The sequence below is a fragment of the Stenotrophomonas sp. SMYL20 genome (genome assembly GCF_036320045.1).
In the GTDB taxonomy this organism is placed as follows: domain Bacteria; phylum Pseudomonadota; class Gammaproteobacteria; order Xanthomonadales; family Xanthomonadaceae; genus Stenotrophomonas; species Stenotrophomonas maltophilia_A.
The window spans coordinates 84,244-109,296 of sequence record NZ_JAWIRT010000005.1 but is presented as its reverse complement, the minus strand read 5'-3'; the positions used below and the strand labels follow the sequence as shown (position 1 = coordinate 109,296).

The 25,053-nt window shown below is 68.6% G+C and carries 22 protein-coding genes and 1 pseudogene; 16 read left to right on the top strand and 7 right to left on the bottom strand.

The genetic code is table 11. The features are described 5' to 3' along the window. The first annotated feature begins 1 nt into the window (after position 1). The 4 genes from V3B48_RS05385 (at position 2) to V3B48_RS05370 (ending at position 4,263) form a co-directional block, all read left to right on the top strand. The gene (locus V3B48_RS05385; protein ID WP_049461974.1) at positions 2-922 is read left to right on the top strand and encodes a lauroyl acyltransferase; all 921 of its coding nucleotides are present in this window, start codon (positions 2-4) and stop codon (positions 920-922) included. An 87-nt stretch (positions 923-1,009) separates the two neighbouring features. Then, complete coding sequence (ribA, locus tag V3B48_RS05380; RefSeq protein ID WP_049401010.1) at positions 1,010-2,146, top strand: GTP cyclohydrolase II RibA; 1,137 nt, start codon at positions 1,010-1,012, stop codon at positions 2,144-2,146. 75 nt (positions 2,147-2,221) lie between these two features. After that, the gene (locus V3B48_RS05375) at positions 2,222-2,722 is read left to right on the top strand and encodes a PH domain-containing protein (protein ID WP_049401009.1); all 501 of its coding nucleotides are present in this window, start codon (positions 2,222-2,224) and stop codon (positions 2,720-2,722) included. Beyond that, positions 2,719-4,263: a PH domain-containing protein gene (locus tag V3B48_RS05370; RefSeq protein ID WP_329893348.1), complete on the top strand. Its 1,545-nt coding sequence runs from the start codon at positions 2,719-2,721 to the stop codon at positions 4,261-4,263. The genes V3B48_RS05375 and V3B48_RS05370 overlap by 4 nt, the downstream gene beginning before the upstream one ends. A 97-nt stretch (positions 4,264-4,360) precedes the next feature. On the opposite strand, the gene V3B48_RS05365 is transcribed toward V3B48_RS05370, so the two are convergent. Then, on the bottom strand, positions 4,361-5,419 hold the full coding sequence (locus tag V3B48_RS05365; protein ID WP_049461970.1) for a CDP-glycerol glycerophosphotransferase family protein: 1,059 nt from the start codon (positions 5,417-5,419) through the stop codon (positions 4,361-4,363). Here V3B48_RS05365 and V3B48_RS05360 point away from each other — a divergent pair. Continuing rightward, positions 5,418-6,236, top strand: a complete 819-nt coding sequence (locus V3B48_RS05360; protein ID WP_049401006.1) for a glycosyltransferase family 2 protein — start codon at positions 5,418-5,420, stop codon at positions 6,234-6,236. The two genes, V3B48_RS05365 and V3B48_RS05360, sit on opposite strands and share 2 nt — an antisense overlap. A 43-nt stretch (positions 6,237-6,279) precedes the next feature. Further along, a complete protein-coding gene (locus V3B48_RS05355; RefSeq protein WP_329893347.1) occupies positions 6,280-7,401 on the top strand; it encodes a glycosyltransferase family 4 protein in 1,122 nt (373 codons plus the stop codon). 18 nt (positions 7,402-7,419) lie between these two features. On the opposite strand, the gene V3B48_RS05350 is transcribed toward V3B48_RS05355, so the two are convergent. From V3B48_RS05350 to def, 4 genes are all read right to left on the bottom strand, one after another. Beyond that, the gene (locus V3B48_RS05350) at positions 7,420-9,141 is read right to left on the bottom strand and encodes a glycosyltransferase family 39 protein (protein WP_049423380.1); all 1,722 of its coding nucleotides are present in this window, start codon (positions 9,139-9,141) and stop codon (positions 7,420-7,422) included. A 23-nt stretch (positions 9,142-9,164) separates the two neighbouring features. Then, on the bottom strand, positions 9,165-10,496 hold the full coding sequence (gene rsmB, locus V3B48_RS05345) for a 16S rRNA (cytosine(967)-C(5))-methyltransferase RsmB (protein ID WP_010481181.1): 1,332 nt from the start codon (positions 10,494-10,496) through the stop codon (positions 9,165-9,167). A gap of 3 nt (positions 10,497-10,499) precedes the next feature. After that, positions 10,500-11,423 (bottom strand): methionyl-tRNA formyltransferase, encoded by a 924-nt coding sequence (gene fmt / locus V3B48_RS05340; RefSeq protein WP_032128555.1) that lies wholly within the window; start codon positions 11,421-11,423, stop codon positions 10,500-10,502. 120 nt (positions 11,424-11,543) lie between these two features. Continuing rightward, a complete protein-coding gene (gene def / locus V3B48_RS05335; protein ID WP_008267110.1) occupies positions 11,544-12,056 on the bottom strand; it encodes a peptide deformylase in 513 nt (170 codons plus the stop codon). A gap of 126 nt (positions 12,057-12,182) precedes the next feature. On the opposite strand from def, the gene V3B48_RS05330 reads away from it, so the two are divergent. From V3B48_RS05330 to V3B48_RS05290, 9 genes and pseudogenes are all read left to right on the top strand, one after another. Next, entirely contained in the window at positions 12,183-13,316 is a 1,134-nt protein-coding gene (locus V3B48_RS05330) for a LysM peptidoglycan-binding domain-containing protein (RefSeq protein WP_032128553.1), read from the top strand. 130 nt (positions 13,317-13,446) lie between these two features. Further along, positions 13,447-14,574, top strand: coding sequence for a DNA-processing protein DprA (dprA, locus tag V3B48_RS05325; protein WP_329893346.1), 1,128 nt, complete (start codon positions 13,447-13,449; stop codon positions 14,572-14,574). Positions 14,575-14,617: 43 nt separating this feature from the next. Next, a complete protein-coding gene (locus tag V3B48_RS05320) occupies positions 14,618-15,091 on the top strand; it encodes a DUF494 family protein (RefSeq protein WP_005411195.1) in 474 nt (157 codons plus the stop codon). A gap of 39 nt (positions 15,092-15,130) precedes the next feature. Continuing rightward, positions 15,131-15,889 carry a pilin gene (locus V3B48_RS05315; RefSeq protein ID WP_329893345.1) on the top strand — a complete coding sequence of 253 codons (759 nt, stop codon included), beginning with the start codon at positions 15,131-15,133 and terminating at the stop codon, positions 15,887-15,889. Positions 15,890-15,938: 49 nt separating this feature from the next. Beyond that, complete coding sequence (locus V3B48_RS05310) at positions 15,939-16,871, top strand: RDD family protein (protein WP_049461963.1); 933 nt, start codon at positions 15,939-15,941, stop codon at positions 16,869-16,871. Between the two features lie 193 nt (positions 16,872-17,064). Further along, entirely contained in the window at positions 17,065-19,551 is a 2,487-nt protein-coding gene (locus V3B48_RS05305; RefSeq protein WP_032129673.1) for a DNA topoisomerase I, read from the top strand. A 147-nt stretch (positions 19,552-19,698) separates the two neighbouring features. Continuing rightward, positions 19,699-20,289, top strand: a complete 591-nt coding sequence (locus tag V3B48_RS05300; RefSeq protein ID WP_019338925.1) for a Sua5/YciO/YrdC/YwlC family protein — start codon at positions 19,699-19,701, stop codon at positions 20,287-20,289. A 43-nt stretch (positions 20,290-20,332) separates the two neighbouring features. Beyond that, a complete protein-coding gene (locus tag V3B48_RS05295) occupies positions 20,333-21,010 on the top strand; it encodes a DUF4124 domain-containing protein (protein ID WP_049401000.1) in 678 nt (225 codons plus the stop codon). 35 nt (positions 21,011-21,045) lie between these two features. Further along, positions 21,046-21,762 (top strand): annotated as a pseudogene (locus V3B48_RS05290) (hypothetical protein); the annotation flags it as partial. A gap of 123 nt (positions 21,763-21,885) precedes the next feature. Here V3B48_RS05290 and V3B48_RS05285 read toward each other — a convergent pair. After that, positions 21,886-22,662 carry an SDR family oxidoreductase gene (locus tag V3B48_RS05285; RefSeq protein WP_010481164.1) on the bottom strand — a complete coding sequence of 259 codons (777 nt, stop codon included), beginning with the start codon at positions 22,660-22,662 and terminating at the stop codon, positions 21,886-21,888. Between the two features lie 111 nt (positions 22,663-22,773). Between V3B48_RS05285 and V3B48_RS05280 the strand changes: the two genes are divergently transcribed. After that, the gene (locus V3B48_RS05280) at positions 22,774-22,986 is read left to right on the top strand and encodes a hypothetical protein (protein WP_049400999.1); all 213 of its coding nucleotides are present in this window, start codon (positions 22,774-22,776) and stop codon (positions 22,984-22,986) included. Between the two features lie 73 nt (positions 22,987-23,059). On the opposite strand, the gene sppA is transcribed toward V3B48_RS05280, so the two are convergent. Then, a complete protein-coding gene (gene sppA / locus V3B48_RS05275) occupies positions 23,060-24,982 on the bottom strand; it encodes a signal peptide peptidase SppA (RefSeq protein ID WP_329893344.1) in 1,923 nt (640 codons plus the stop codon). Between the last annotated feature and the right edge of the window lie 71 nt (positions 24,983-25,053).

Here is a 25,053-nt window from a genome sequence, read left to right as displayed (position 1 = left end):
GATGAATCCGCAACGCAAAGCCCGGCTGGTCTACCGCGCCACCACCCTGTTCGCCCGCCTTCCCTGGCCGCTGCTGCGGGGAATCGCCCGTGCCCTGTCCTGGACCTGGATCAGTCTCAACGCCCGTGAGAGCCGCGTCACCCGACGCAACCTGGAGCTGGCCTACCCGGACCTGGACCGCGCCACGCGCGACCGCCTGCACCGGGAGCTGCTGCGCTCCACCGCCCTGCAGGCCATCGAGACCCTGCGCCTGTGGAGCCAGGCGCCGGCCGACAACCTGCGCCTGCACCTGAAGCAGCGCCACGGCGAGGCCCTGTACGACGCGGCCCTGGCCAGCGGCAAGGGCGTGATCGTGGCCGCACCGCACTTCGGCAACTGGGAGCTGCTGAACCAGTGGCTGGCCTCGCGCGGGCAGATCGCCATCGTCTACAAGCCACCGGAGGACGAGGCCAGCGATGCCTTCCTGCAGCTGGTGCGGGGCGGCCAGAACGTACAGCAGGTGCGCGCCGAAGGCCCGGCCGTGCGCCAGCTGTTCAAGGTGCTCAAGGACGGCGGTGCCACCGGCATCCTGCCCGACCAGCAGCCCAAGGCCGGCGATGGCGTGTTCGTGCCGTTCTTCGGCGTGCAGGCGCTGACCATGACCCTGGTCAACCGGCTGGCCGAGCGCACCGGCGCCACCGTGCTGTATGGCTGGTGCGAGCGCATCGGCCCGGACATGGAATTCGCACTGCACATCGAACCGACCGACGCCGCCGTGGCCGACCCCGACCCGCAGGTGGCCGCCACCGCGCTCAATGCCGGCATCGAGCGCATTGCCCGCCGCGATCCGGCGCAGTACCAGTGGACCTACAAGCGCTATACGCTGCGGCCACCGGGCAGCGGCGAGGAAGACCCGTACGCGACCGAAGAGCATCCGCACTGACGGCCGCCGCACCCAGGCCCATCCGGCCCCTGCGACCGGCGGCCGCACCACGTTGAATACGACGCCGGCGCCCCCATAGAGACTGCGATGTCCGACTCCCCCGGTCCTGCCATGTCTGCTGCTTCTTCCCTGTTCGGCGATCCGGCCGCGATCCGCTGCGAGCGCGCGGTGGCCGAACTGCGTGCCGGTCGCCCGGTGCTGCTCCACGATGGCCAGGGCCAGCGCCTAGCGGTGATCGCGCTGGACAGCGCCACGGCCAGCAGCTTCGCTGCCTTCGCCAATGCCGCCCGCGAGCGGCACTACCTGTTCCTGACCGCCACCCGCGCCCGTGTGCTTGGCGTGGAGGCCCCGCAAGGTGCGCGCCTGCCGCTGGCCGGTGTTGCCTTCGATGCCCTGCCCTCGCTGGGCTACCTGCGCGAGCCTGGCCCGATGCCGGACGGCTGGAGCGCCGGTGACGCCTTCGATGCAGGCGCGGTGGAACTGGCCCGCCTCGGCCTGTTGCTGCCGGCGATGGTGGCGGTGCGCCTGGACGCCGAAGACCGCACCTTCGATGGCGCGGCCGAGGTTGCGCTGTGCGACCTGGCCGAGGGCGCAGCACATGCCGCGCATGACTACGAACTGGTGGCGCGTTCGCCGGTACCGCTGCGCGATGTCGGCATGACCACGTTCGCGGTGTTCCGTGGTGGCGTCGCCCAGCGTGACCAGGTCGCGATCATCGTCGGCGAACCGGATCTGTCGGCGGTGGTACCGGTACGCGTGCACTCCTCGTGCCTGACCGGCGACCTGTTCGGTTCGCTCAAGTGCGACTGCGGCGACCAGCTGCGGCGCGGCCTGCGCAAGCTGAAGGAACTGGGCGGCGGCGTGCTGCTGTACCTGGACCAGGAAGGCCGCGGTACCGGCATCGCGGCCAAGATGCGTGCCTACGGCTACCAGCATGACGGCCTGGACACCATCGATGCCGATGCACAGCTCGGCTTCGGCGCCGACGAACGGCGCTACGGCAGCGCGGTGGCGATGCTGCGCGGCCTGGGCATTTCGCGCGTGGCCCTGCTCAGCAACAACCCGACCAAGGCGCAGCGCCTGCGCAACGCTGGCATCGAGGTGCTGGACTGCATTCCGGTCACCGGCGAGATCACCGCCGAGAACGAGCACTACCTGCGCACCAAGGCTGATCGTGCCGGCCACATGCTGGATGTGGACGCGCTGATCCAGGCTGCCCAGTAACGCAGCCGACCTGCTACCGTCTGCGCGGTGCGGCCACGGCCGCCACCGCCCGCCCTGCCACCTGACGGAGCCCGCGTGACCGACGTTCCCCTTACTGCTCCGACCACCGATGCCTGGCAGTCGCTGCCGCGCCGCGCCGCGCGGCTGGCCGCACTGGAAGGTGCCTTCGGCGGCCTGTTTGTGCCGGGCCTGCCGCTGGCCGCAGCCGCGTGGTTCTTCGACCTGCCCGGCGGCCTGTGGACGGCCGCCCTTGGGCTGCTGATCGGCATCGTCTTCGGCGCCTGGCTCGGCCGCCGGCGCCTGGTCCGCACCCGCTGGCGGCTGGATGCCCAAGGGCTGGGCCTGCGCCGCGACCTGATGTGGCAGCTGGAAACGCGCATCCCCATTTCGCGCGTGCAGCACCTGGACCTGCGCCGCGGCCCACTGGAACGCCGTGCCGGCCTGGCCACGCTGATCGTGCACACCGCCGGAACCCGCATGAGCGCAGTGACCGTCAGCGGCCTGGACGAGGCGGATGCCGAGCGCCTGCGCGATACCCTGTCCCACCAGCTCGACCAGGACGCCGACGCCCTGTGAGCCTGCCACCGCCTCTGCCTGCAGCACTGCCCGCCGGTGGCGAGGACCACCGCCTGCATCCGTGGTCGTGGTTGTTCGTACTGTTGATGCAGTTGCGCCATTACTTCCTGCCGCTGGTCGCACTGCTGGTGTTCGGCCAGCGCGGCGACCGCGACCCGATATGGGCGCAGCTGATTCCGCTGACGGCAATTGCCGCACTGGTACTGGTGTCGGTGCTGCAGTACCTCAGCTACCGCTACCGTATCGGCAGTGATGCGATCACCGTGCGCAGCGGTCTGCTCGCGCGCAACCGGCGCGAGATTCCGTTCGCGCGCATCCACAACGTGGAGGTGCGACAGAACCCGCTGCACCGTCTGTTTGGTGTGGCCGAGCTGCGCCTGGAATCGGCCGGTGGCGTGCGCCCGGAAGCGGAGATGCGGGTGCTGAAGCTGGACCAGGCGCTGGCGCTGGAACGGCTGGTCCGCCAGCGCGGGCAGGCGCCGCAGGCCGCCGGCATCACCGAGCCCGACCCGGTTGCCAGCACCGCGACTGAGAACGAGCAGGTACTGCTGCGCCTGTCGAGCTGGGACGTGGTACGCATGGGCCTGCTCTCCAACCGCGGCTGGGCGCTGGCGATCGCCGCGTTCGGCGTGCTGTTCCAGACCGTGCCACGGCCGGTGATGGACGATGCCCTCCAGCGCGGTGGACGCGAAGCCTTTGGCTACGCCAGCCATCTGCACCCCGGCGTGACCGGTGCGTTTCTGCTGCTGGCTGCCGCGCTGCTGCTGGGCTGGCTTGCGCTGCGCGTGCTGTCGGTGGTGCTGACGCTGCTGCGCTACCACGGCTTCACCCTCAGCGAGCAGGACCGACGCCTGACCGTATCGGCCGGTCTGCTCAGCCGCACCCGCAGCAGCGTGGCGCGCCGGCGCATCCAGGCCTGGACGCTGCGCGAAGGTACTTTGCAGCGCTGGTTCGGGCTGCGTCAGCTGCGCATCGACAGTGCCGCCGGTGGCCCCGCGCGCGATGAGGACCGCGCCCTGCGCGAACTCGCGCCGCTGGCGTCCAGTACACGTTGTGAGCAGCTGGTGCAGCACCTGCTGCCGCAGCTGCAGTGGCCTCCGCTGCAATGGCAGTCCATTCCGCAGCGCGGCTGGTGGCGGCTGTGCCTGGGCGCACTGGTGCTGGTGCCGCTGCTGGCTGCGGCCGCGTACTGGCGCTGGGGCCCATGGGGCCTGCTGGTGCTGGCGTGGCTACCGGTGGCGCTGCTGGTCGCGCACCGGCAGATGGCACGCATGGGCTGGTACCTGGACGAACACTATGTGGCGGTGCGCGGCGGCTGGTGGAAGCGCTGGTGGCGCTGGGCCGAGCTGGACAAGGTGCAGGGCCTGCGCCTGCAACGCTCGCCGCTGGACAAACTGCTGGGCACCAGCAGCCTGCAGCTGGATACCGCCGGCGCGCATGGTGATGTGGCGTTGACCCTGCACTACCTGCCGCAGGCGCAGGCGCAACACGTGATGGAGCAACTGGCGGCGGCGCTGGCGCGGCGCAAGCTGCGCTGGTAAGCACTACAGGTCGTGCCAGTCGCTGGCCGGCAACTGCCGCCATTCCCGAGGTTGCCGGCCAGCGGCCGGCACTACCGCGAGCGGGGTCAGCGAGGCATCAGCGCTGCGACGGGCCCCAATACCCCAGGTCCTTGCGGATCTGCAGATCGCGCACCCAGCTGCCGAATGGCTTGCGCCGCAACGCACCCATTTCACCGGACAGGAAATCCTCGGTGGCCGCGATCACCCGTTCACTGGAGCGGCCATCGCGGTAAGGGTGGATGGCATCGGCGTAGCGCACGATTTCCGCCTGCAGCGCGGCGTCCGGGTGCAGCGCGCGCTGCAGCATCGCCTGCAGCTGCGCAGGATCATCGAAGTCGATCATGTGCGGCTTCGGCACGCGGTTGCGGAAGGTCACCACCGGCTTGTGCTGCACGATGAACTCCGAAACGATCGATGAGGTGTCCGACACCAGCACATCGGCGGCACGCTGCGCGGCCATCACCTGCTCCGGCTCGATGAAGCGGGCATTGGCACCGGCCAGCGCGCGGTAGCGTTCGAACAGTTCCGGTGGGCACTTCGGGTGCAGGGTCAGCAGCCAGTAGTGGTCACCGGCGGCGATATCAGCGGCGATCTGCGCATGCAGGTGCGGAGCCGCGCTGAGCCGCTCGGTGAAGGTGGAACCGAACAGGATCACCGGGCGGTCACCGGCCGGTGCGCGCAGCGCGGAACTCTCGCCTCCGTCATCGCGGAACAGCGGGTCCAGCTTCGGCCAGCCAGTCTCGGCCACGGCGAAGTGGCCCTGCAGGCTGGCGATCTCGCGGAACGGTGCGGTCGTGGCCGGCCCCTGCGTGCAGTACAGGTCGAACATGCCGCGCACCCGGAAGTGGCCGCGCGCACTGTCCCGCTTCTCCACGTTGAAGCCATGGAACAGCTGCACCTTGGCCCCCGAAAGGAAGGTCGGCACCCAGTTGGCCGCGCTGAACACCGCCCGCGGACGCATTGCCAGGGCCTGCTTCAGGCCCACGTTGGGCACCCCCGGCAGGCTGCTGCCGGCCGCGCCGTCCTCGAACCAGGCCGCCACCTCCTGCCCGGACGCGTGCAAGGCCTGCGCCAACGGGGCGAGAATAGGCAGCGCATAGCGCTCCGTCGCAAACAACAGGTACCCGGCCATCATGTCCTCCACGACCGCTCCCATCGAACGGCCTCGCATCTCGGCGTGCATTATCGCGTTCAACGAGGCCGGGCGCATCGGCGACTGCCTGGCCTCGCTGGCCTTCTGCGATGAGATCGTGGTGGTGGACTCGCAGTCCACCGATGCCACCGTAGCCATCGCCGAGTCCGCCGGTGCCCGCGTGCTGCAGCGCCGGTTCGAGGGCTTCCGCAGCCAGAAGGCGTTCTGCGTCGAGCAGGCCAGCCACGACTGGGTGCTGTGCCTGGACGCCGACGAGCGCATCAGCCCCGAACTGCGCACGGCCATCGAGCAGGCCCGCGACGGTGGCTTCGGCGGCCAGGCCGGCTACCGCTTCGCCCGCCTCTCGGAGTACTTCGGGAAGTTCCTGCGCCATGGCAATGCCTACCCGGACCGGGTGATGCGCCTGTTCGACCGCCGCCGCGGCGGCTGGCGCGGCAAGCGCGAGATCCACGAGGCGGCCAGTGTCGACGGCAGTGTGGGCACCCTGCGCGGCGACCTGATCCACTATCCGTACCGGTCATTGCAGCAGCAGCTGGCCAAGACCGAGAAGTACGCGCGGATGATGGCCGAGCACGAGTTCGCGCGCGGCAAGCGGGCCACGCTGGGCAAGCTGGTGCTGGCGCCGGCCTGGCGGTTCTGGCGCGGCTTCCTGTTCCGTGGCGGCTTCCGCGACGGCTGGCACGGCCTGGTCTACGCCTACGTCCGCGCCAACTACGTGCGGCAGAAGACCATCATGCTGTGGATGCTGGGCAATGGACAGGCGGTGGCCGACCCGGCGCCTTCCGCGGACCGGCCTTGACCACGCTGTGTCACACTGCGTGGGCGTTGCCTGAAGACCCCCCATGAAAATCCTGTACACCAACTTCCACTACGGCGACGGTGGCGGCCACACCACGTACATCGTCTCGCTGGCGCGTGCGCTGCACGGCCAGCACACGCTCCACGTCGCCGCGCCGGCCGACAGCCGCCTGCTGCGGACCATGGCCGATGAAGGCATTGCCCGCACACTGCCGATTGCGTTCGGCAGCGGCCTGCCAACGCTGCCCCGGCAGCTGGCCGAACAGCGCGCGCTGCGCAGGCTGGTCCACGATGAAGGCATCGACCTGATCCATGTCAACGGTGCACGCGACCACCGCTTCGTGATGCAGGGGCTGCTGGGCATGCGCCGCCCGCCGATCGTGCTGACCAAGCACAACAGCAAACCCACCAATACCTTTGGCAATGCGCTGCGCGCACGCTGGGCCACCGATCGGCTGATCGCGGTCTCGGCCGACACCAAGCGCCTGCTGGAACAGGGCCCGTACCGTCGCTGCCCGATCGACGTGGTCCGCAATGGCGTTGACCTGGAGCGCTACTCACCGCAGCCGGCCGGCACCGGCAGCGCGCTGCGCCAGCAGTGGACGCAGGATCCACAGGCGCTGGTGCTGGTCAGCAACGCCGGCACCGATGATTACAAGGGCTGGATCGACCTGGCCCGGGCCATCGCACGGCTGCCCGATGCGGTGCGTCCGCATGTGCACATTGCCGTGGCCGGCCACCTGCCCAGCACGCAGCAGCGCGAACAGGTGCAGGCGCTGGGCGAGGTGGCCGCGCAGGTGCACTTCACCGGCCTGCTGGCCGATACCCGTGTCCTGATCGCGGCCGGCGATGCTGGCTTCGTACTGTCCCATGACGTCGAGACGATCTCCTTCGCCTGCCGCGAGATGATGGCCAGCGCCAAGCCGATGCTGGTCAGCGACTACGCAGGCCTGCCGGAGAACATCGAACAAGGCGTCGATGGCTGGGTGGTTGCCACACGCGACATCGACGCCATCGCCGCCCAGGTACAGGCGCTATACGCACAGCGCGATGCGCTGCCGGAACAGGGCCGCGCAGCACGCCGCCATGCACAGCGGGAGTTCGGCCTGCAGACATTCGCCGACGCCACGCTGGCCAGCTACCACGCCGCCCTGGCCAGTACCTGAGCCACGCTCCCCGAACGCTCAATCGGTGATGCCGGGCCCCTGCAGGCGGCGCTCGTGCTCGAGTTCCGCCGCTGACGGCCGGCAGTCGCCGGCGACCGCATCGGCAGGCACCAGCCACCAGCGGCGACGATTGGAAATGCCCGCCATCTCGGCCCGCGCACGATCGATGCAGGCCTGCATCGCATCCTCGTTCACCAGCAGCCAGCGTTGCTGCGGAACCAGCCGCTGCCAGCGCACGGCCGCCTGCAGCTGTTGATGCCAACGTGCTTCGAATCCAAAGGTGGCCGCCGGGCGATCGGCCATCAGCAGGTTCTGCTCTTTCCATGCCACCAGTCCCAGCTCGGCCTGCGGGCCGATGCGTGCACTCACTTCACGCATCAGGCCACGGGCCGAGCTGGAGTCGTTCAACACCGGATAACCGACCAGGCTGTACAGCACCCAGACTCCTGCCAGGGTAGAGACCAGGGCAACGTGCCGACGCTGGCGCCCGCACACCCACAGGCTCAAGGCCGACCAGACCGCCATCGCCAGCGCCGCCCAGGCCAGCGCATCGGTGGCACCGGGAAGCAACCCGCGGCCATGGGTAAGGCGCACTTCGAAATCCGGATCACCCAGCAGCGCCAGCGCACCGACCAGCCCCAGCGCCAGTGCCAGCAACGCGGTGAATGCGCCCAGCACGCGCTGCACATCGCGCCGCCTCAGCAACCCGGGCAGCAACGGCGCCAGCGCCAGGCAGAACATCGGCAATGCCGGCAGGATGTAGACGTCGCGCTTGCCGTGCGGAAGGGAGAAGAACAGCACGACCAGCAGCCACCAGGCCAACGGCAGCAGGTAGCGCGCATCGCGCCGGCGCAGCCGCCGGAACCAGGCCGGAAGCGCCCAGGGCAGCAGCAGGAACGCGGGAATCCACATCGACGGCATGATCGCCAGGAAGTACCACCACGGCTGGTGATGGTCCCAGGACTGCGTATAGCGCCGCGCGGTCTGCCGGAACAGGATGTCGTCCATGTAGGCGCGGTACGGCTCCGAACCGGTGGCGAAGCCTGCCAGCAGCATCGGCGCCAGCCACAACGACACCGCCAACAGGAAGGCCAACGGTGCCAGCCAGAAACGCAGGTCGCGCACGTGCAGGCGTACCCGCGGCCAGTGCAGCACGGATGCGACTGCCGCCGGCGCGATCATCATCAGCGCCAGCACGCCTACGCCCTTGGTGATCACACCGATGCCGGCAAAGAACCAGCCCAGCCACCACCAGCGCCAGGCCGGACCCAACAGCAGATGGCGCAGCAGGCCGTAGTTGGCCAGGGTGATGAACAGCACCACCAGCGGATCGATCTGCGCCTTCTTCGCCTGGAAGGTGAAGTGCAGCGCGAACAGCAGTGCCCAGCCCGCGTACAGCCCCACCTGCCGCGTCCACAGGCGGCGGCCGAGATCGACCACGCACCACAGCGTGCCCAGCGCGGCCAGCAGCGAGGGCAGCAGGAACGCCACCCGCCAGTGGCCGACCAGGCTGTACATCGCCGCCTGCAACCACATCAGCATCGGCGGCTTGTCCGAATACAGCTCGGGGCCGCGATGCGGGAACAACCAGTAGCCACTGTCGACCATCTGCTTGGCCACCAGCGCGAAACGTGGCTCATCCGAGGGCCATGGATCACGGAGGCCCAGGCCGGCCCCCAGCACCAGCAGGGCCATCACCACCAACAACCACGTCTGGCGCGACGCGTGGGCTTTCAGCATGGGACTCGAAACGGCAGCGGGGGTCAGGCTGCTTTTAACAGACGCGCGTAGAAGAAACCGTCAGCATCGTTTTCACCCGGCAGCCGCTGGCGCGCCACCCCTTCGCAATCCACGCCGAATGCATCGCCCAGCGGCTGCGCCACGGCATCCGGATGCCACTTCAGGAACGCGCGCACCTGATCGATGTTCTCGGCGCGCAGGATCGAACAGGTGGCATACAACAGAACGCCGCCCGGGCGCAGCATCGACCAGCAGGCTTCCAGCAGGCGCGCCTGCACGCCGACCAGTGCATCGATGTCTTCGGCGCGACGGTGGAACATCACATCCGGCTGGCGGCGGATCACGCCGGTCGCCGAGCACGGCGCATCAAGCAGGATCGCGTCGAACGGCACGCCATCCCACCAGGCGCCCGGATCACTGGCATCTGCCGCCAGGGTCTGCGCATGCTCGCCCACGCCGGTACGGGTGTAGGTATCGCGTGCACGGGCCAGGCGGCGCGCGTCGATATCCAGCGCCAGCAGGCGCAGGCTGGGGTCGCGCTCGAGCAGATGCGCCGACTTGCCGCCGGGGGCCGCACAAGCGTCCAGCACGCGGGCACCGGCCACCGGGGCCAGCGCATCGGCGGCACACTGCGCCGACAGGTCCTGCACCGAGATCGCGCCCTCGGCGAAGCCGGGCAGCTGATTCACGGCAACCGGAGAGGCCAGGCGCAACGCGTCGGCACTGAGCGGACTGGCTTCTGCGGCAATGCCGGCTTCGGCCAGCGCGGCCAGTGCCTTGTCACGACCGCCCTGCTGGCGGTTGGCGCGCAGCCACAGTGGCGCCGGTTGCAGGCTGGCGCTGAAGATCGCGTCGGCCTGTGCCGGCCAATCGCGTTCCACCGCATCGGCCAGCCATTCCGGGAAGGCATCGCGCGCTGGCTGCTCCGGGAAACCCTCGCGCTGCGCGCGGCGCAGGATCGCATTGACCAGGCCCGCCTGGCGCTCACGGCCCAGTGCACGCGCGGCATCGACGGTGGCCGACAGCGCCGCGTGCGCCGGCAGCTCCAGCACGTCCAGCTGGGCGAACCCGACCATCAGCAGCGTGCGCAGATCGGCATCACGCGCCGACAGCGGCTTCTGCATCCACGACTGCAGCGCCGCGTCATAGGTGCTGCGGCGGCGCAGGACGGCGAAACACAGGGCTTCCAGCAGCGCGCGGTCGCGGCTGTCGGCCAGCTTCGGCAGCGCCCAGGCCAGTTCGGCCTTCAGCGAACGGCCACGGGTGAACACCTGTGCCAGCACACGTGCGGCCAGCATGCGCGTGGCCGCGCCCGGCGCCGCCTTGGCGACGGAGAAATCGTTCTGCTTCGACACCGCTTATGCCCCCACGCGCAGATCGCGGCGGGCGTTGAGGTAGTCGGCCGCAGTAATCGCCTTGCCACCTTCCCGCTGCAGCACACGCAGGCGCAGTGCGCCCTGGCCACAGGCGATATCGATGCCATCGCGGCTGGCCGCCAGCACCGTGCCCGGCGCCTGGCCGTGGGCCTCATCCAGCGCCACCGCGCCATGGATGCGCACCCGCTCGCCAGCCAGCGTCGCCTCGGCGATCGGCCACGGATTGAAGGCGCGCACGGTGCGTGCCAGCGCCCCTGCATCCAGCGCCCAGTCCAGACGGGCCTCGGCCTTGTCCAGCTTGTGCGCATAGGTCACGCCCTGCTCCGGCTGCGGCCGCGCGATCGGCTTGATGCCGGCCCGCAGCAGGCCCAGGCCGTCGGACAGCACCTGCGCGCCCAGTTCCGCCAGCTTGTCATGCAGCTGGCCACCGGTATCGGTGGCCGCGATCGGCAGCTCCTGGTGCAGCAGGACCGGGCCGGTATCCAGGCCGGCCTCCATCTGCATCAGGCAGACGCCGGTCTTCGCATCGCCGGCCTGGATCGCGCGCTGGATCGGCGCGGCACCGCGCCAGCGCGGCAGCAGCGAGGCATGCACGTTCCAGCAGCCGTGGGTCGGAATGGCCAGCACCGCCTTGGGCAGGATCAGGCCATAGGCCACCACCACCATCAGGTCCGGCTGCAGGTCGCGCAGCTGCTGCTGGGCGGCTTCATCCTTCAGCGATTCGGGCTGGTAGACCGGAATGCCACGGGCCACGGCTTCAAGCTTGACCGGCGACGGCGCCAGGCCACGGCCACGGCCGGCCGGACGATCAGGCTGGGTGTAGACGGCCACGACCTCATGGTGGCGCGCAGCCGCGCGCAGCGACGACACCGCGAATTCCGGCGTACCGGCAAAGACAATCCTCATGGCTACCCCACTTGCAGGATGGATTCGTGCAGGAAAGAAAACGGCGCCGTCGGCCGGCGCCGTACAGCCCGCGCGCGTCGCGCAGGCACGGGCCACCCGATGGGCGGCCCGGATTGGCGATCACGCCACGTGCTTGCGCTGCTTGGCCAGCTTCTTGCGCACCATCTCGCGCTTGAGCGGCGACAGATAGTCGATGAACAGCTTGCCGTCCAGGTGATCCATCTCGTGCTGGATGCAGGTGGCCAGCACTTCGCCGGCTTCCAGCTGCTGTTCCTGGCCGTTGCGGTCCAGGTACTTCACGGTGATGGTATCGGCGCGGGTCACGTCGGCGAAGATGCCCGGAACCGACAGACAGCCCTCCTGATACACCCGGCCTCCGTCCTTGGCGACGATTTCCGGGTTGATGAACACATGCGGTTCATTCTTTTCTTCGCTGACGTCGATGACCATGAAGCGCTTGTGCACGTCCACCTGGGTGGCGGCCAGGCCAATGCCCGGGGCGTCGTACATGGTCAGGAACATGTTGTCGATCAGTTCCTGGAAGGCCGGCGTGGTGACTTCGGCGGCTTCGATCAACGCAGCCTTGGTACGCAGGCGCGGATCGGGGAACTCGAGAATGGGAAGAAGGGCCATGGCTGTTTCCGGATAGGGGGCCGGCACGCCGGCATACGTCGCAGATTCTAGCTCCAACGCTTGCCTTGCGCCCCGGTTTCTGGACTATAGTGCGCGGACCTGTTGGGGAATCAGGGCTTCACACCTATGTTGCTTCGTTTTCGTACGGTCGTCGCCGCGGCGATGCTGACCGTGGCTGCCTATGCTACCGCCGTGGAAGTGAATGGCGGGCACCCGGACACCTATGTGGTCCGAAAAGGGGATACGTTGTGGGATATCGCCGCACGTTTCCTGCAGAAGCCGTGGCTGTGGCCGGAGATCTGGCAGGCCAATCCGCAGATCGCCAATCCGCACCTGATCTATCCCGGTGACGTGCTCAGCCTGGCCTATCTGGACCGGGTGACCGTCGCTGCCAAGCCCGGCCCGCGCCAGGAAGCCCCGATCGATGCCATTCCGCTGGCCCAGGTCGAGCCGTTCCTGAAGCAGCTGAGCGTGGTCGACAGCATCGAGCAGCTACCCTACGTGGCCGGCCTGGAAGAAGAACGCCTGCGCGTCACCAGCGGCAGTGCGGTCTACGTGCGCCTGGCCGACGCCCAGCTGGGCCAGCGCTGGGCCGTGGTCCGCCCGACCGTGCGCTACGCCCAGCCCAAGCCGACCGAGGACCTGACCGCCAACGGCGACGTCACCCCCGGCAGCGGCAACCTGTGGCGGGCCTACAACGCCCCCAACCACCGCCGCGGCATACTCGGCTATGAGCTGGCCCAGGTCGCCACCGGCACCATCACCCATGTCGCCGGCGGCAAGGTCGAGGCGTCCACCCTGGTGCTGGACAAGAACGAAGGCGGCCGCGAGGTGCGTGCCGGCGACCGCCTGGTCCCGGTCGAGGCCAAGCCGTACGACCTGCAGTTCGTCCCCCATGTCCCGGCCGCCGGTGTCGAGGGCGTCGATGTGCGCGTGCTGGCCGTCACCGACATGTTCACCGCCGCTGGCCCGCGCGATGTGATCGCGATTTCCGCAGGTCGCGCACAGGGCGTGGACAACGGCACCGTATTCTCGCTGTGGCGCCCGGGCCGCCACGTGGCGCACCGCATGAAGTACCCCACCTCGTCGCGCATGGACGATTCGCTCAGCACCGGCGCCGGCCGGGTTTCGCTGCCGGACGAATACGCCGCGCACGCCATGGTGTTCCGTACCTTCGACAACGTCAGCTACGCGCTGGTGATGCAGGGCGTGAAGCCGGTACGCGTGGGGTTCAACGCACTGCACCCGGACGCGAAGTAACCAGTCCCGTGTTGCCCGGCCACTGCAGGTAGTGCCGGCCGCTGGCCGGCAGGCACCTCCGGCAAAACCTGACAGCCACATGCGAAGGCGCCCTAGGGCGCCTTTGTTGTATGCGCTCGATAGTGGGGAGATGACCAACCAAGCTGACGAGGCGCTGCTGCGCCTGTTGATGGCAGGCGGCGCGCTGGCGCCACGGCGGGCCCTGCTGCAGGCCGCAGGCAGCGCGGAGATTGCGATCGCGCAGGGCGCCGCGAACTGGCGCGCGCACGGCTGCACGCCCGAGCAGTGCGCCGCGCTGGAACGCCCGGACACCCGGGCCTGGGCCGCGGCACGGCGCTGGCTGGAAGACGACAACCAGCACCTGCTGGCCTTCACCGATCCGGCATTCCCCCCGCCCCTGCTGGATGTCCCCAACCCACCCCTGGCGCTGTTCATCGCCGGCGACCCCAGCCTGGCCTGGCGCCCGTCGGTGGCGCTGGTCGGCAGCCGCTCGCCGACGCCGGGCGGACGCGCCCTGGCCGCCCGGTTTGCTGGCTGCTTCGTCGAAGCGGGCCTGGCGGTGACCAGCGGACTGGCGGCAGGCATCGACGCGGCCGCTCACCAGGCCACGTTGGACGCCGGGGGCTGCACCGTGGCGGTGATCGGCACCGGCCCGGACCGGACCTACCCGGACAACCATGCCCGGCTGCAGGCCCGCATCGCCGCCGAAGGCGCGGTGCTCAGCGAGTACCTGCCGGGCATACCGGCACGCCCCGGTCACTTTCCAGCCCGCAACCGCCTGGTGGCCGGGCTGGCGCTGGCGACGGTGGTGGTCGAGGCCGCCCAGCGCTCCGGCGCATTGATCACCGCACGCCTGGCCGCCGAGGCCGGCCGCGAGGTCTGTGCCCTGCCCGGTTCGGTACTCAACCCACGCGCCGCGGGCTGCCACCGGTTGATCCGCGAGGGTGCCGCACTGGTCGAGCGCCCGGAGGAGGTCCTTGAACTGCTGGCGCCCGCCCTTCGCCAGCAGCTGCCGGGCTTGCAATCACGGCTCGCCACCCCCACTGAACAGGCACCGCCGGTACTCCTGCCGGCGCGCTGGGCCGACGACCCTGACTACCAGTGCTTGTGGCGGGCCCTGGACCACAACCCAAGCGGTATGGATTCACTGATCACGCGCTGTGGATTGACGGCGCCCCAGGTGTCCTCCATGCTGCTGGCCATGGAACTGGCGGGAATCGTGGTGTGCGTACACGGCCGCTACTGTCGAACTCCCTAGTTTCTTCACCTCCACAGCGTCGCGCGACGCAGGCCGAGGGGCAATGAAAGAGAGCATCCTGGACGTACTGCTGTACCTGTTTGAACACTATTTCAGCGAAGATGCGGACCTGATCCGTGACCGCGATTCGCTCCAGAACGGCCTGATCCAGGCCGGTTTCAGCCCAACCGAGATCAACAAGGCATTCGACTGGCTCGATGCCCTGGCCGCGCAGCGGCCGAGCGTGGCCCAGGCACGGGTCGATGGCCCCGTGCGCGTCTACCACGGCCCCGAGCTGGACAAGCTGGACGTGGAATGCCGTGGTTTCCTGCTGTACCTGGAACAGCACGGCATCCTCGACGCCGACCAGCGCGAGCTGGTGCTGGACCGGGCCATGGCCCTGGACCAGGACGAACTGGACCTGGACGACCTGAAGTGGGTCGTGCTGATGGTGCTGTTCAACCAGCCCGGCTCCGAGGCGGCGTATGCCTGGATGGAGACGCAGATGTTCATGGACGAGCCAGAACCCCTGCACTGACCGTACACTTGGGGGCATAGCGCATTCAGGAGCGTCCCCGTGAGCGAGTGGTTCCATGCAGAAGGCAACCGGCAGCAGGGTCCGCTGCCGGCGGAACAGTTGGTCGAGTTGTTCCGCAACAACCAGATCTCCCTGGACACCCTGGTCTGGCGCGACGGCCTGCCGCAATGGCAGCCGTTGCGCACCGTGGTCGACGAACTCGGCCTGATCGTGCCGGCGCTGGACGCTGCCGCACCGCCGGTGGAACCCGAGCCCGATCCGGAACCGGTGGCACCGCCTCCGCCGCAGCCGCCGGTACTGCCGCCGTCCACGCCCTACACCACCAGTGCATCGGCCACCGCCCTGCCGGCGCCGAAGAAGAAGCTGTCCGGCTGCGCCCTGACCGCCATCATCGGCGGCGGCCTGCTGCTGGTGCTGGTCCCGATCGTGGCCATCCTGGCTGCCATCGCGCTGCCCGCCTACAACGACTACACCGTGCGCGCCAAGGTCGCCGGCGCAGTGACCGCGCTGCAGCCGTTGAAGGACCAGGTGCAGCATTTCGCCGATGACGAAGGCCGTTGCCCCGGTGCCAACGACGCCGGCTTCCCGGCCCCGGGTGACTTCACCCATGCAGGGCTGTCGGCGGTGAACATCGGTCGCTTCAACAATGGCCACTGCGGCATCGAAGCCACCCTGGCGTTGCCCGGCAAGAGCCTTGATGGCGACCTGCTGTGGCTGGAATACGATCGCGACAGCGGCCGCTGGGAATGCAGTGGCGAAAGCAACGACAAGTACCTGCCGCCGACGTGCCGCGGCTGAACCACGCGCACGCCAGCACCTCCAAGGATGATTCAACAGGGAACATGCAATGACTGAGTGGTACTACGCCGAAGGACAGCAACGCCAGGGCCCGCTGCCGGTCCAGGAGATCCGCCAGCGCTTCCAGCGCGGCCAGCTGAACCTGGACACCCTGGTCTGGCGCGAAGGCATGGCGCAGTGGGCTGCGCTGCGCCAGGTGGTCGACGAACTGGGACTGCAGACACTGGCCGACGCCAGCACGGCCACCGGCAGTGGCGGCTTCGACCTGCGTGGCGACTATGCCGCGATCGACAACGGTACGGCGCCACTGCCTGGCACCGGCGCGCTCAGCAGTTCGCCCTACAGCGCCCCTGCGGCGCTCGGCGGCGGCGGCCATGCCCAGCCGGTGATGGGCGGCGAAGTGGTCTACGCGGGCTTCTGGAAGCGCGTGGCGGCCTACATGATCGACTACTTCGTGCTGGCCATCCCCGGCGGCATCATCGGCGCCATCCTCGGTGTGGCGCTTGGTGCCAGCATGGGTGCGGTGGGCAGCGGCGAATCGGCCATCGAAATCGTGGCCCAGCTGGCCAGTGCCCTGATCAACCTGGCCATCGGCATGGCGTACTACACCTGGTTCCATGCCTCGCAGGGCGGTGCCACGCTGGGCAAGATGGCGGTCGGCATCAAGGTCGTGCGCAGCAATGGCGAGCGCCTGACCAAGGCCCGCGCATTTGGTCGCTACTGGGCCGCGGTGCTCAGCACCTTCACCCTCGGCATCGGTTTCCTGATGGCCGCCTTCACCGAGCGCAAGCAGGGCCTGCACGACATGATCTGCGACACCCTGGTGGTCGACCGCTGGGCCTACACCGACCAGCCGCAGCTGCAGCGCCGGGAGCTGGGCACGGTGACCGTGCTGGTGCTCGTACTGACCGGCCTGCTGTCGCTGGTGGGCCTGGCGCTCATGGTGTTCGCGGTTGGCTTCATCGCCAAGATGGCCTCATGAACGGCCATCCTCACGCCTGGCTGCTTGACATGGGCTGGCCGGGCGTGATTCCTCTAATAAGGTGAAACCTGAACGCCCGGCACATTACCGGGCGTTCAGTTTATGGATTTGCCCGTGGCCGCTTCACTAATGCGGCCGTTTGCTCCACCCTAGCGGCCCCTCTCCCCCGGTCCGCCCACAGACCTTTCCTGACATGCCCAAGCACCTGCTCATCGTCGAATCGCCGGCCAAGGCCAAGACGATCAACAAATACCTCGGCAAGGACTACACGGTCCTGGCCTCGTATGGGCACGTGCGCGACCTGATCCCGAAGGAAGGCGCAGTCGACCCGGACAACGGGTTCGCCATGCACTACGACGTGATCGACAAGAACGAAAAGCATGTCGATGCGATCGCCAAGGCCGCCAAGGGCGCCGACGACATCCTGCTGGCGACCGACCCGGATCGCGAGGGTGAAGCGATCAGCTGGCACATCGCCGAGATCCTGAAGGAACGCGGGCTGGTCAAGGACAAGCCGATGCAGCGCGTGGTGTTCACCGAGATCACCCCGCGCGCCATCAAGGAAGCGATCAGCCAGCCGCGCGCGATCGCCAGCGACCTGGTCGACGCCCAGCAGGCGCGCCGCGCGCTGGATTACCTGGTCGGTTTCAACCTGTCGCCGGTGCTGTGGCGCAAGGTCCAGCGCGGCCTGTCCGCCGGCCGCGTGCAGAGCCCGGCGCTGCGCATGATCGTCGAGCGCGAGGAAGAGATCGAAGCCTTCATCGCCCGCGAATACTGGTCGATCGCCGCCGAGTGCGCGCACCCGTCGCAGCACTTCAACGCCAAGCTGATCAAGCTGGACGGGCAGAAGTTCGAACAGTTCACCATCACCGACGGCGACACCGCCGAGGCCGCCCGCCTGCGCATCCAGCAGGCCGCGCAGGGCTCGCTGCATGTCACCGATGTGGCCAGCAAGGAGCGCAAGCGCCGCCCGGCGCCGCCCTTCACCACCTCCACCCTGCAGCAGGAAGCCTCGCGCAAGCTCGGCTTCACCACCCGCAAGACCATGCAGGTGGCGCAGAAGCTGTATGAAGGCGTGGCGATCGGTGACGAAGGCACCGTCGGCCTGATCTCGTACATGCGTACCGACTCGGTGAACCTGTCGCAGGACGCGCTGGCCGAGATCCGCGACGTGATCGCCCGCGACTACGGCATCGCCTCGCTGCCGGACCAGCCGAACACCTACCAGACCAAGTCGAAGAACGCCCAGGAAGCGCACGAAGCGGTGCGCCCGACCTCGGCGCTGCGCACGCCTGCGCAGGTGGCGCGCTACCTGACCGATGACGAGCGCAAGCTGTACGAGCTGATCTGGAAGCGTGCGGTGGCCTGCCAGATGATTCCGGCCACCCTCAACACCGTCAGCGTCGATCTGTCCGCCGGCAGCGAACACGTGTTCCGTGCCAGCGGCACCACTGTGGTGGTGCCCGGCTTCCTGGCCGTGTACGAAGAAGGCAAGGACAACAAGAGCGCCGAGGACGAGGACGAAGGCCGCAAGCTGCCGGCGATGAAGCCCGGCGACCGCGTGCCGCTGGAACGCATCCAGGCCGAACAGCATTTCACCCAGCCGCCGCCGCGCTACACCGAAGCGGCGCTGGTGAAGGCGCTGGAAGAGTACGGCATCGGCCGTCCCTCGACCTACGCCTCGATCATCCAGACCCTGCTGTTCCGCAAGTACGTGGAAATGGAAGGCCGCAGCTTCCGCCCATCCGATGTGGGCCGCGCGGTGTCCAAGTTCCTGTCCAGCCATTTCACCCGGTACGTGGACTACGACTTCACCGCCAAGCTGGAAGACGAGCTCGACGCCGTCTCGCGTGGCGAAGAAGAGTGGATCCCGCTGATGGCCCGCTTCTGGGAGCCGTTCAAGGAGCTGGTGGAAGACAAGAAGGAATCGGTCGACCGTGCCGAGGCCAGTGGCGCGCGCGAGCTCGGCACCGACCCGAAGACCGGCAAGCCGGTCAGCGTGCGCCTGGGCCGCTTCGGGCCCTATGCGGCCATCGGCAGCACCGCCGAGGACGCCGAGGAGAAGCCGAAGTTCGCCTCGCTGCGCCCCGGCCAGTCGATGCACACCATCTCCCTGGAAGACGCGCTGGAACTGTTCCTGATGCCGCGCGCGCTGGGTGAGGACAAGGGCGAGCCGGTCAGCGTCGGCATCGGTCGCTTCGGTCCGTTCGCCAAGCGCGGCAGCACCTATGCCTCGCTGAAGAAGGAAGACGACCCGTACACCATCGACCTGGCCCGCGCCGTGTTCCTGATCGAAGAGAAGGAAGAGATCGCGCGTAACCGGATCATCAAGGAGTTCGAGGGCAGCGACATCCAGGTGCTGAACGGCCGTTTCGGCCCGTATATCAGCGACGGCAAGATGAACGGCAAGATCCCCAAGGATCGCGAACCGGCCTCGCTGACCCTGGCCGAAGTGCAGCAGCTGATGGAAGAAACCGGCAAGCCGGTGCGCAAGGGCTTCGGCGCCAAGAAGGCTGCCGCGAAGAAGGCCCCGGCAAAGAAGGCCGCGGTGAAGAAGGAAGCGGCGCCGAAGAAGGCCGCTGCAAAGAAAGCGCCTGCCAAGAAGGCCCCGGCAAAGAAAGCGGTGAAGAAGGCTGCCGCGAAGAAAGCCCCGGCGAAGAAGGCCGCTGCAAAGAAGTAGATCCACGCCATGCGTGGATGAGGGTCAAGGTGTGCGGACCAACGGTCCGCACCCACCATAAGCAGTCATTACCTACCGCTGATGCCGGCCAGCGGCCGGCACTACCGGGTGCCAGGGTCCACCCCTTCTGCACGCGGCAGGGGGATAATGAAGGCCCACGCCGGGCCGGTCGCCGCCATGAAAGAACTCACCCTGGACTCTGCTGTCGCCACGCTCCGCGCGGGCGGCGTGATCGCCTACCCGACCGAAGCGGTCTGGGGCCTGGGCTGTGATCCCTCGCACGAAGCTGCGGTGCACATGGTGCTGCGGCTGAAGCAGCGCCCGATCGAGAAAGGCATGATCCTGGTCGCGGCCGAACTGGCGCAGCTGGAAGGCTGGGTGCGGCTGCAGGCGCTGCCCGACGCCCGCCAGCGCGCGGTGCTGGCCAGCTGGCCCGGTGCCAACACCTGGATCCTGCCTGCCGGCCCGCGCGCGCAGCCCTGGGTCACCGGCGAACACAGCGGTATCGCGGTGCGCATCAGCGCGCACCCGCTGGTGGCCGAACTCTGCCGCGCCTGGGGCGGCCCGCTGGTCTCCACCAGCGCCAACCTGGCCGGCGAACCACCGGCACGCAGCCGCGAAGAACTGGACCCGCGCCTGCTGCGCCTGCTCGACGGCATCCTCGATGGGCAGACCGGCGGCCTGGCCCAGCCCACCCCGATCCGCGACGCGCTCAGCGGCAACGTGCTGCGCTCCTGAGCCGGCGATTGCGCTGCTGCGGACAATCACGCACCCTGCCGCCATGACCCTGCTGCGCGCCACCTTGAGCCTGTGCCTGCTGCTGCCGTGGACGGCACCCGCGGCCGAGGACGTGCGTGTCTACCGCTGCGTTGCCAGCAACGGTGCCGTCGCCCTGCAGGACAGGCCGTGCAACAGCGGCCGCCAGCAGGTGCGCGACCTGCAGCGCCCGCGCGATCCCGCTCCACGGGTGGTGCGCAGTGATGCCACGCCTCCGCCGCCCAGCGAAACCCCGGTCATCCGCGAGCGCGAAGTCCGCCACGTCTACATCCAGCCGCCGCAGCCGATGTACGAGTGCGTGAGCGAGGACGGACGGCGCTATACCAGCGACAACAACGAAGGCAATCCGCGCTGGGTGCCGCTGTGGACCAGTGTCTGGCTGCCGCACGGCCATCGTGGCCCAGCCTATCCCGGACCACGCCCGGCCATCGGCACGCCGATCGGCGAAGGCACGGGTTATCGCCGCCCCTCGATCGGCATGGACGTGCAGGTGCCGGCCGGCAGCGTGCTGGTTCGCGACAGCTGCCATGCGTTGCCACCACAGGAAGTCTGCGCACGGCTGAGTGACCGCCGCTGGGAGCTGGATCGCCGTTACAACAGCGCGCTGCAGAGTGAACGCACCGCCATCAGCAACGAACAGCGCGGTATCGATGCGCGCCTGTCGCGCGATTGCGAACGCTGAGCGCAGCACGCCGTCGCAGCCTGTACGCTGTGCGCATGAACCGAGTGATCTGGCTGCTCCTGGTGCTGCTGCCCGGAAGCGCGTTGGCCGAAGAGGGCGTGATCTACCGCTGTACCTCCAGCAGCAGTGACGTCCCTACCCTGCAGCGCACGCCGTGCGCCACCGGCAGCAAGCAGCAGGTGCTGCGCATCCCCGACCCGGCCAACTCGCAGCCGGCCGCCGCTGCGCCTGTAGCCGCCGAACCTGCATCCGCGCCCGTTGAAACACCCGCGCCGGTGCCGGCCGGACCGGCTGTTGCCCCTGCGGCCCCAGCAAAACCACGACGCGCGGACGAAGGACGCACGATCATGGAAGCAGGCATGGTCGAACACGCAGGAGACGACCAGATCCTCGACAGCGCGACGCTGCGCCGCGATGCCGAGGCCCGCGCCGCCGCAGGTGACGGTCCACCGAAGCCGCCGCTTCCTCCGATCTTCCAGTGCACCGACAGCCAGGGCGGCGGCTACCTGTACGAGTACGAAGCCGCGCCCGGCCGCTGCGAGCTGATGACGGTACAGGGCCTTGGCGGAGTGACGCCGGTGAATGCCGCCAGCTGTGAAGTGGTGCGCGACCACTGCGAAGCGCTTCCCGAAGCGCAGCGCTGCGGTGGTTGGCAGCAGCGCTTTCGCGATGCCCGCGGCCGTGAGCGCTTCGCCGCGCCGGAGAACCGCGATACCGCGCGCGGTGAACGCGAACGGCTGCAGGGCGTGCTGGCGGCCCGCACGGCCCGGGAACCTGGGTGCGCCCCCCCGGTCGGGCCGGCCGCGGGCCGGCAACCACAGGATCTTCAGATGAGTGCAGTTGCCGGCCAGCGGCCAGCACTACCTGCTGAAAGATCAGAACCCGTAGCGCAGGAAACCGCCGTCCACCGCGATGCACTCGCCGGTCACATAGCTGGCCGCCGGCAGGCACAGGAAGCCCACGGCTGCGGCCACTTCCTCCGGTTCACCAATGCGGCGCATTGGCGTGCGGTTGATCACTTCCTCGTAGTAGTCCGGGTCCGCCAACGGACCGGACGTGCGCCGCGTGCGGATGTACCACGGCGCCACCGCGTTGACCCGGATGCCATCCTCGGCCCACTCGACGGCCAGGTTGCGAGTCATCTGATGCATCGCCGCCTTGGTCATGCCGTAGACCACGCCGCTGCGCACATGGGTCAGGCCGGACACGCTGCCAACGTTGACGATGGATGACGACGCGTGGCGTGCCAGCAACGGATGTGCATAGCGCGACAGCTCGAAGGCCGAGAACAGGTTGGTCTCGAAGATCTTCCGCCATTCGTCCTCGGAATACTCCGTGGCCGCCTTGGTGACGTTGCCGCCGGCGTTGTTGACCAGGATGTGCAGGCCATCGCTATGGTCCTCCACCCAGTCCAGGATCTGGCGGCGGTCCTCGTCGTCGGAGACATCGGCGGCCAGCGCATGCACCTGCATCTGCGGATACACGTCCAGCAGTTCGTCGCGCGCGGTCTCCAGCATGTCGATATCACGGCCGACGATCATCAGATCGGCGCCGAAGCCAGCCAGTTCATGCGCGATGGCCAGGCCGATGCCGGCGCTGGCGCCGGTGATCAGGGCGGTCTGGCCGTCCAGGCGCCACCGTTGCTGGGTCATGTGTTCTCCCGGGCCGCGCCCGCTGTGTTTCGATGCGGCAAGGATACGCGCTCACGGCCGCCCCCTGCCGAGGATGCGACACTGCCCGCACGCCCATCACGGAGTGCCGCCATGCGCATCCTGATCCTGTCCACGTCCCTGCTGGCCACCGCGCTGCTGGCGGGCTGCCAGCGCCCACCGGCGCCGAACCCGGAAAAGCCACCGGTGCCCCGGGCGATGTCGCGCGCAATCAACGAACCGCTGGACCGCGCCAAGGGCGTGCAGAAGACCGTGGACGATGCCGCCGCGCGTGAGCGCAAGGCCGAGGCCGACGCGACGCAGTAACCCCGCAGACGAAAACGCCCGGCCGAGGCCGGGCGCTTCCAGTAGATCCACGCCGTGCGTGGATGGCTTCCGATCAGAACCCGCAGAAGCAGTACGCCAGCGCCTTCACCGGCGTGCCGTTGCCCTTCTCGCGGGCCGCGTTCTCGACAAAGCGCAGCTGCGTATCCACTTCGGGCATGGTGCGCGACAGCACCATCCGCGCCATGCCCGAGTCGGACAGCATCCAGGCACCTGCACGGCTGCCGGCGAAACCGCTGACGAACTGCGCGAACGGCGTTGCCGCCTTCTCGATGTAACGCACGCGGTAGGCGTCAGCCTTGCCCAGCTTGGCGCGGCTGGCGGCATCGGCCACCGCATCCTTCAGGCCACCGAAGGCATCGACCAGGCCACGTTCCTTGGCCTGCGCACCGCTCCACACGCGTCCACGGGCCACTTCGTCGACGGCCTCGACCGGCTTCTTGCGGGCGTCGGCGACGCGACCGGTGAAGTCGGCGTAACCCTTGTTGATCACCGACTGGATGACCTGGCCCACGGCCGGATCCATCGGGCGGGTGACATCGAACGCACCGGCGAAACGGGTGGTGCCGACACCGTCGGTGTGCACGCCGATCTTGTCCAGCGCGCGGCTGAAGTTCGGCACCATGCCGAAGATGCCGATCGAACCGGTGATGGTCGACGGATCGGCATAGATGCGATCGGCATTCATGCTGATCCAGTAGCCACCGGAGGCGGCCAGGTCGCCCATCGACACCACCACCGGCTTGCCGGCGGCCTGCAGGGCCACCACTTCGCGGCGGATCTGCTCGGAGGCGAACACTTCACCACCCGGCGAATCCACGCGCAGCACCACGGCCTTCACGTTCTCGTCGTCACGCGCGGCACGCAGCAGCGCCGAGGTCGATTCGCCACCGATGCGGCCGGCAGGCAGGTCGCCACCGCTGATTTCGCCGGCGGCCACCACCACCGCCACCTGCGGACGCGAGTCCACCGGGTTGCGGCGCGCATCGAGCTGGCCCAGGTAGCTGCCGAAGTCGACGTTGCGGAAACCACCGTCGGCATCGTCGTCGGCCACACCGCGCTCGATCATCAGATCCTCGAATTCCTCGCGGGTCTTCAGCGACGTCACCAGCTTCTGCTGCAGGGCGAACTTGGCCAGGTCACCACCGGCAGCGGCGATGCCTTCCGGCAGCGTGTCGATGCCGGCGGCCAGCTGTGCTGGATCCAGGCGGCGGGCCTTGGCGATGTCGCCCAGGTAGCGCTGCCACACGTCGTTCATCCAGAACAGGTCGGCTTCCTTGGAGGCCGGCGAAGCGGCGTCGAGCACGTAGGGTTCGGCGGCGGACTTGTACTCGCCCACCTTGAACAGGTGCACGTCCACACCCAGCTTGTCCTGCAGGCCGGTGCGGAAGTACTGGCGATAGCGGCCCAGGCCCTCGAGCACCACCGACCCCATCGGGTCCAGGTAGACCTCGTCGGCCTGTGCGGCCAGCAGGTACTGCGACTGGCCCATGCTCTCGCTGTAGGCCACCAGCTGCTTGCCGGACGCACGCAGGTCCTGCAGTGCCGCGGCCACTTCACGCAGCGAAGCGAAGCCCGACGGCTGCAGCTTGTCCAGCTCCAGCACCACGCGCTCGATCTTCTTGTCTTCCTTGGCCGACTCGATCACCCGCAGCAGGTCGCGCAGCTGGATCTCTTCGGCACCGTTGTCGCCCACCGCCTTGGCCAGCGCGCGGCTGACCGGGTCAGCGCTGAACTGCTCGACCAGGCGACCTTCCGGCGCGATCACCAGGGTAGTACGGTCCTGCAGCGATTTGCTGGCACCGGCGCCCATGCCGGCGGCGATGACGAACATCACCAGCAGCAGGAACAGCAGGCCGAAGAACACCAGGTTGAGGATCAACCGGCGGGTGAAGTTCATGACGTCCCACAGCCCGATGAAGAAACTGGCGACGGGGTTGCGACGCGCCGGGGGCAGCGGGGGCACGGGTTGATTCATGGAACGCTCCGGATGGCTTCTTGCCGTGGTGCCAGCATAGCCGGTGCCGTGTGATGCGGCATCGGACACAA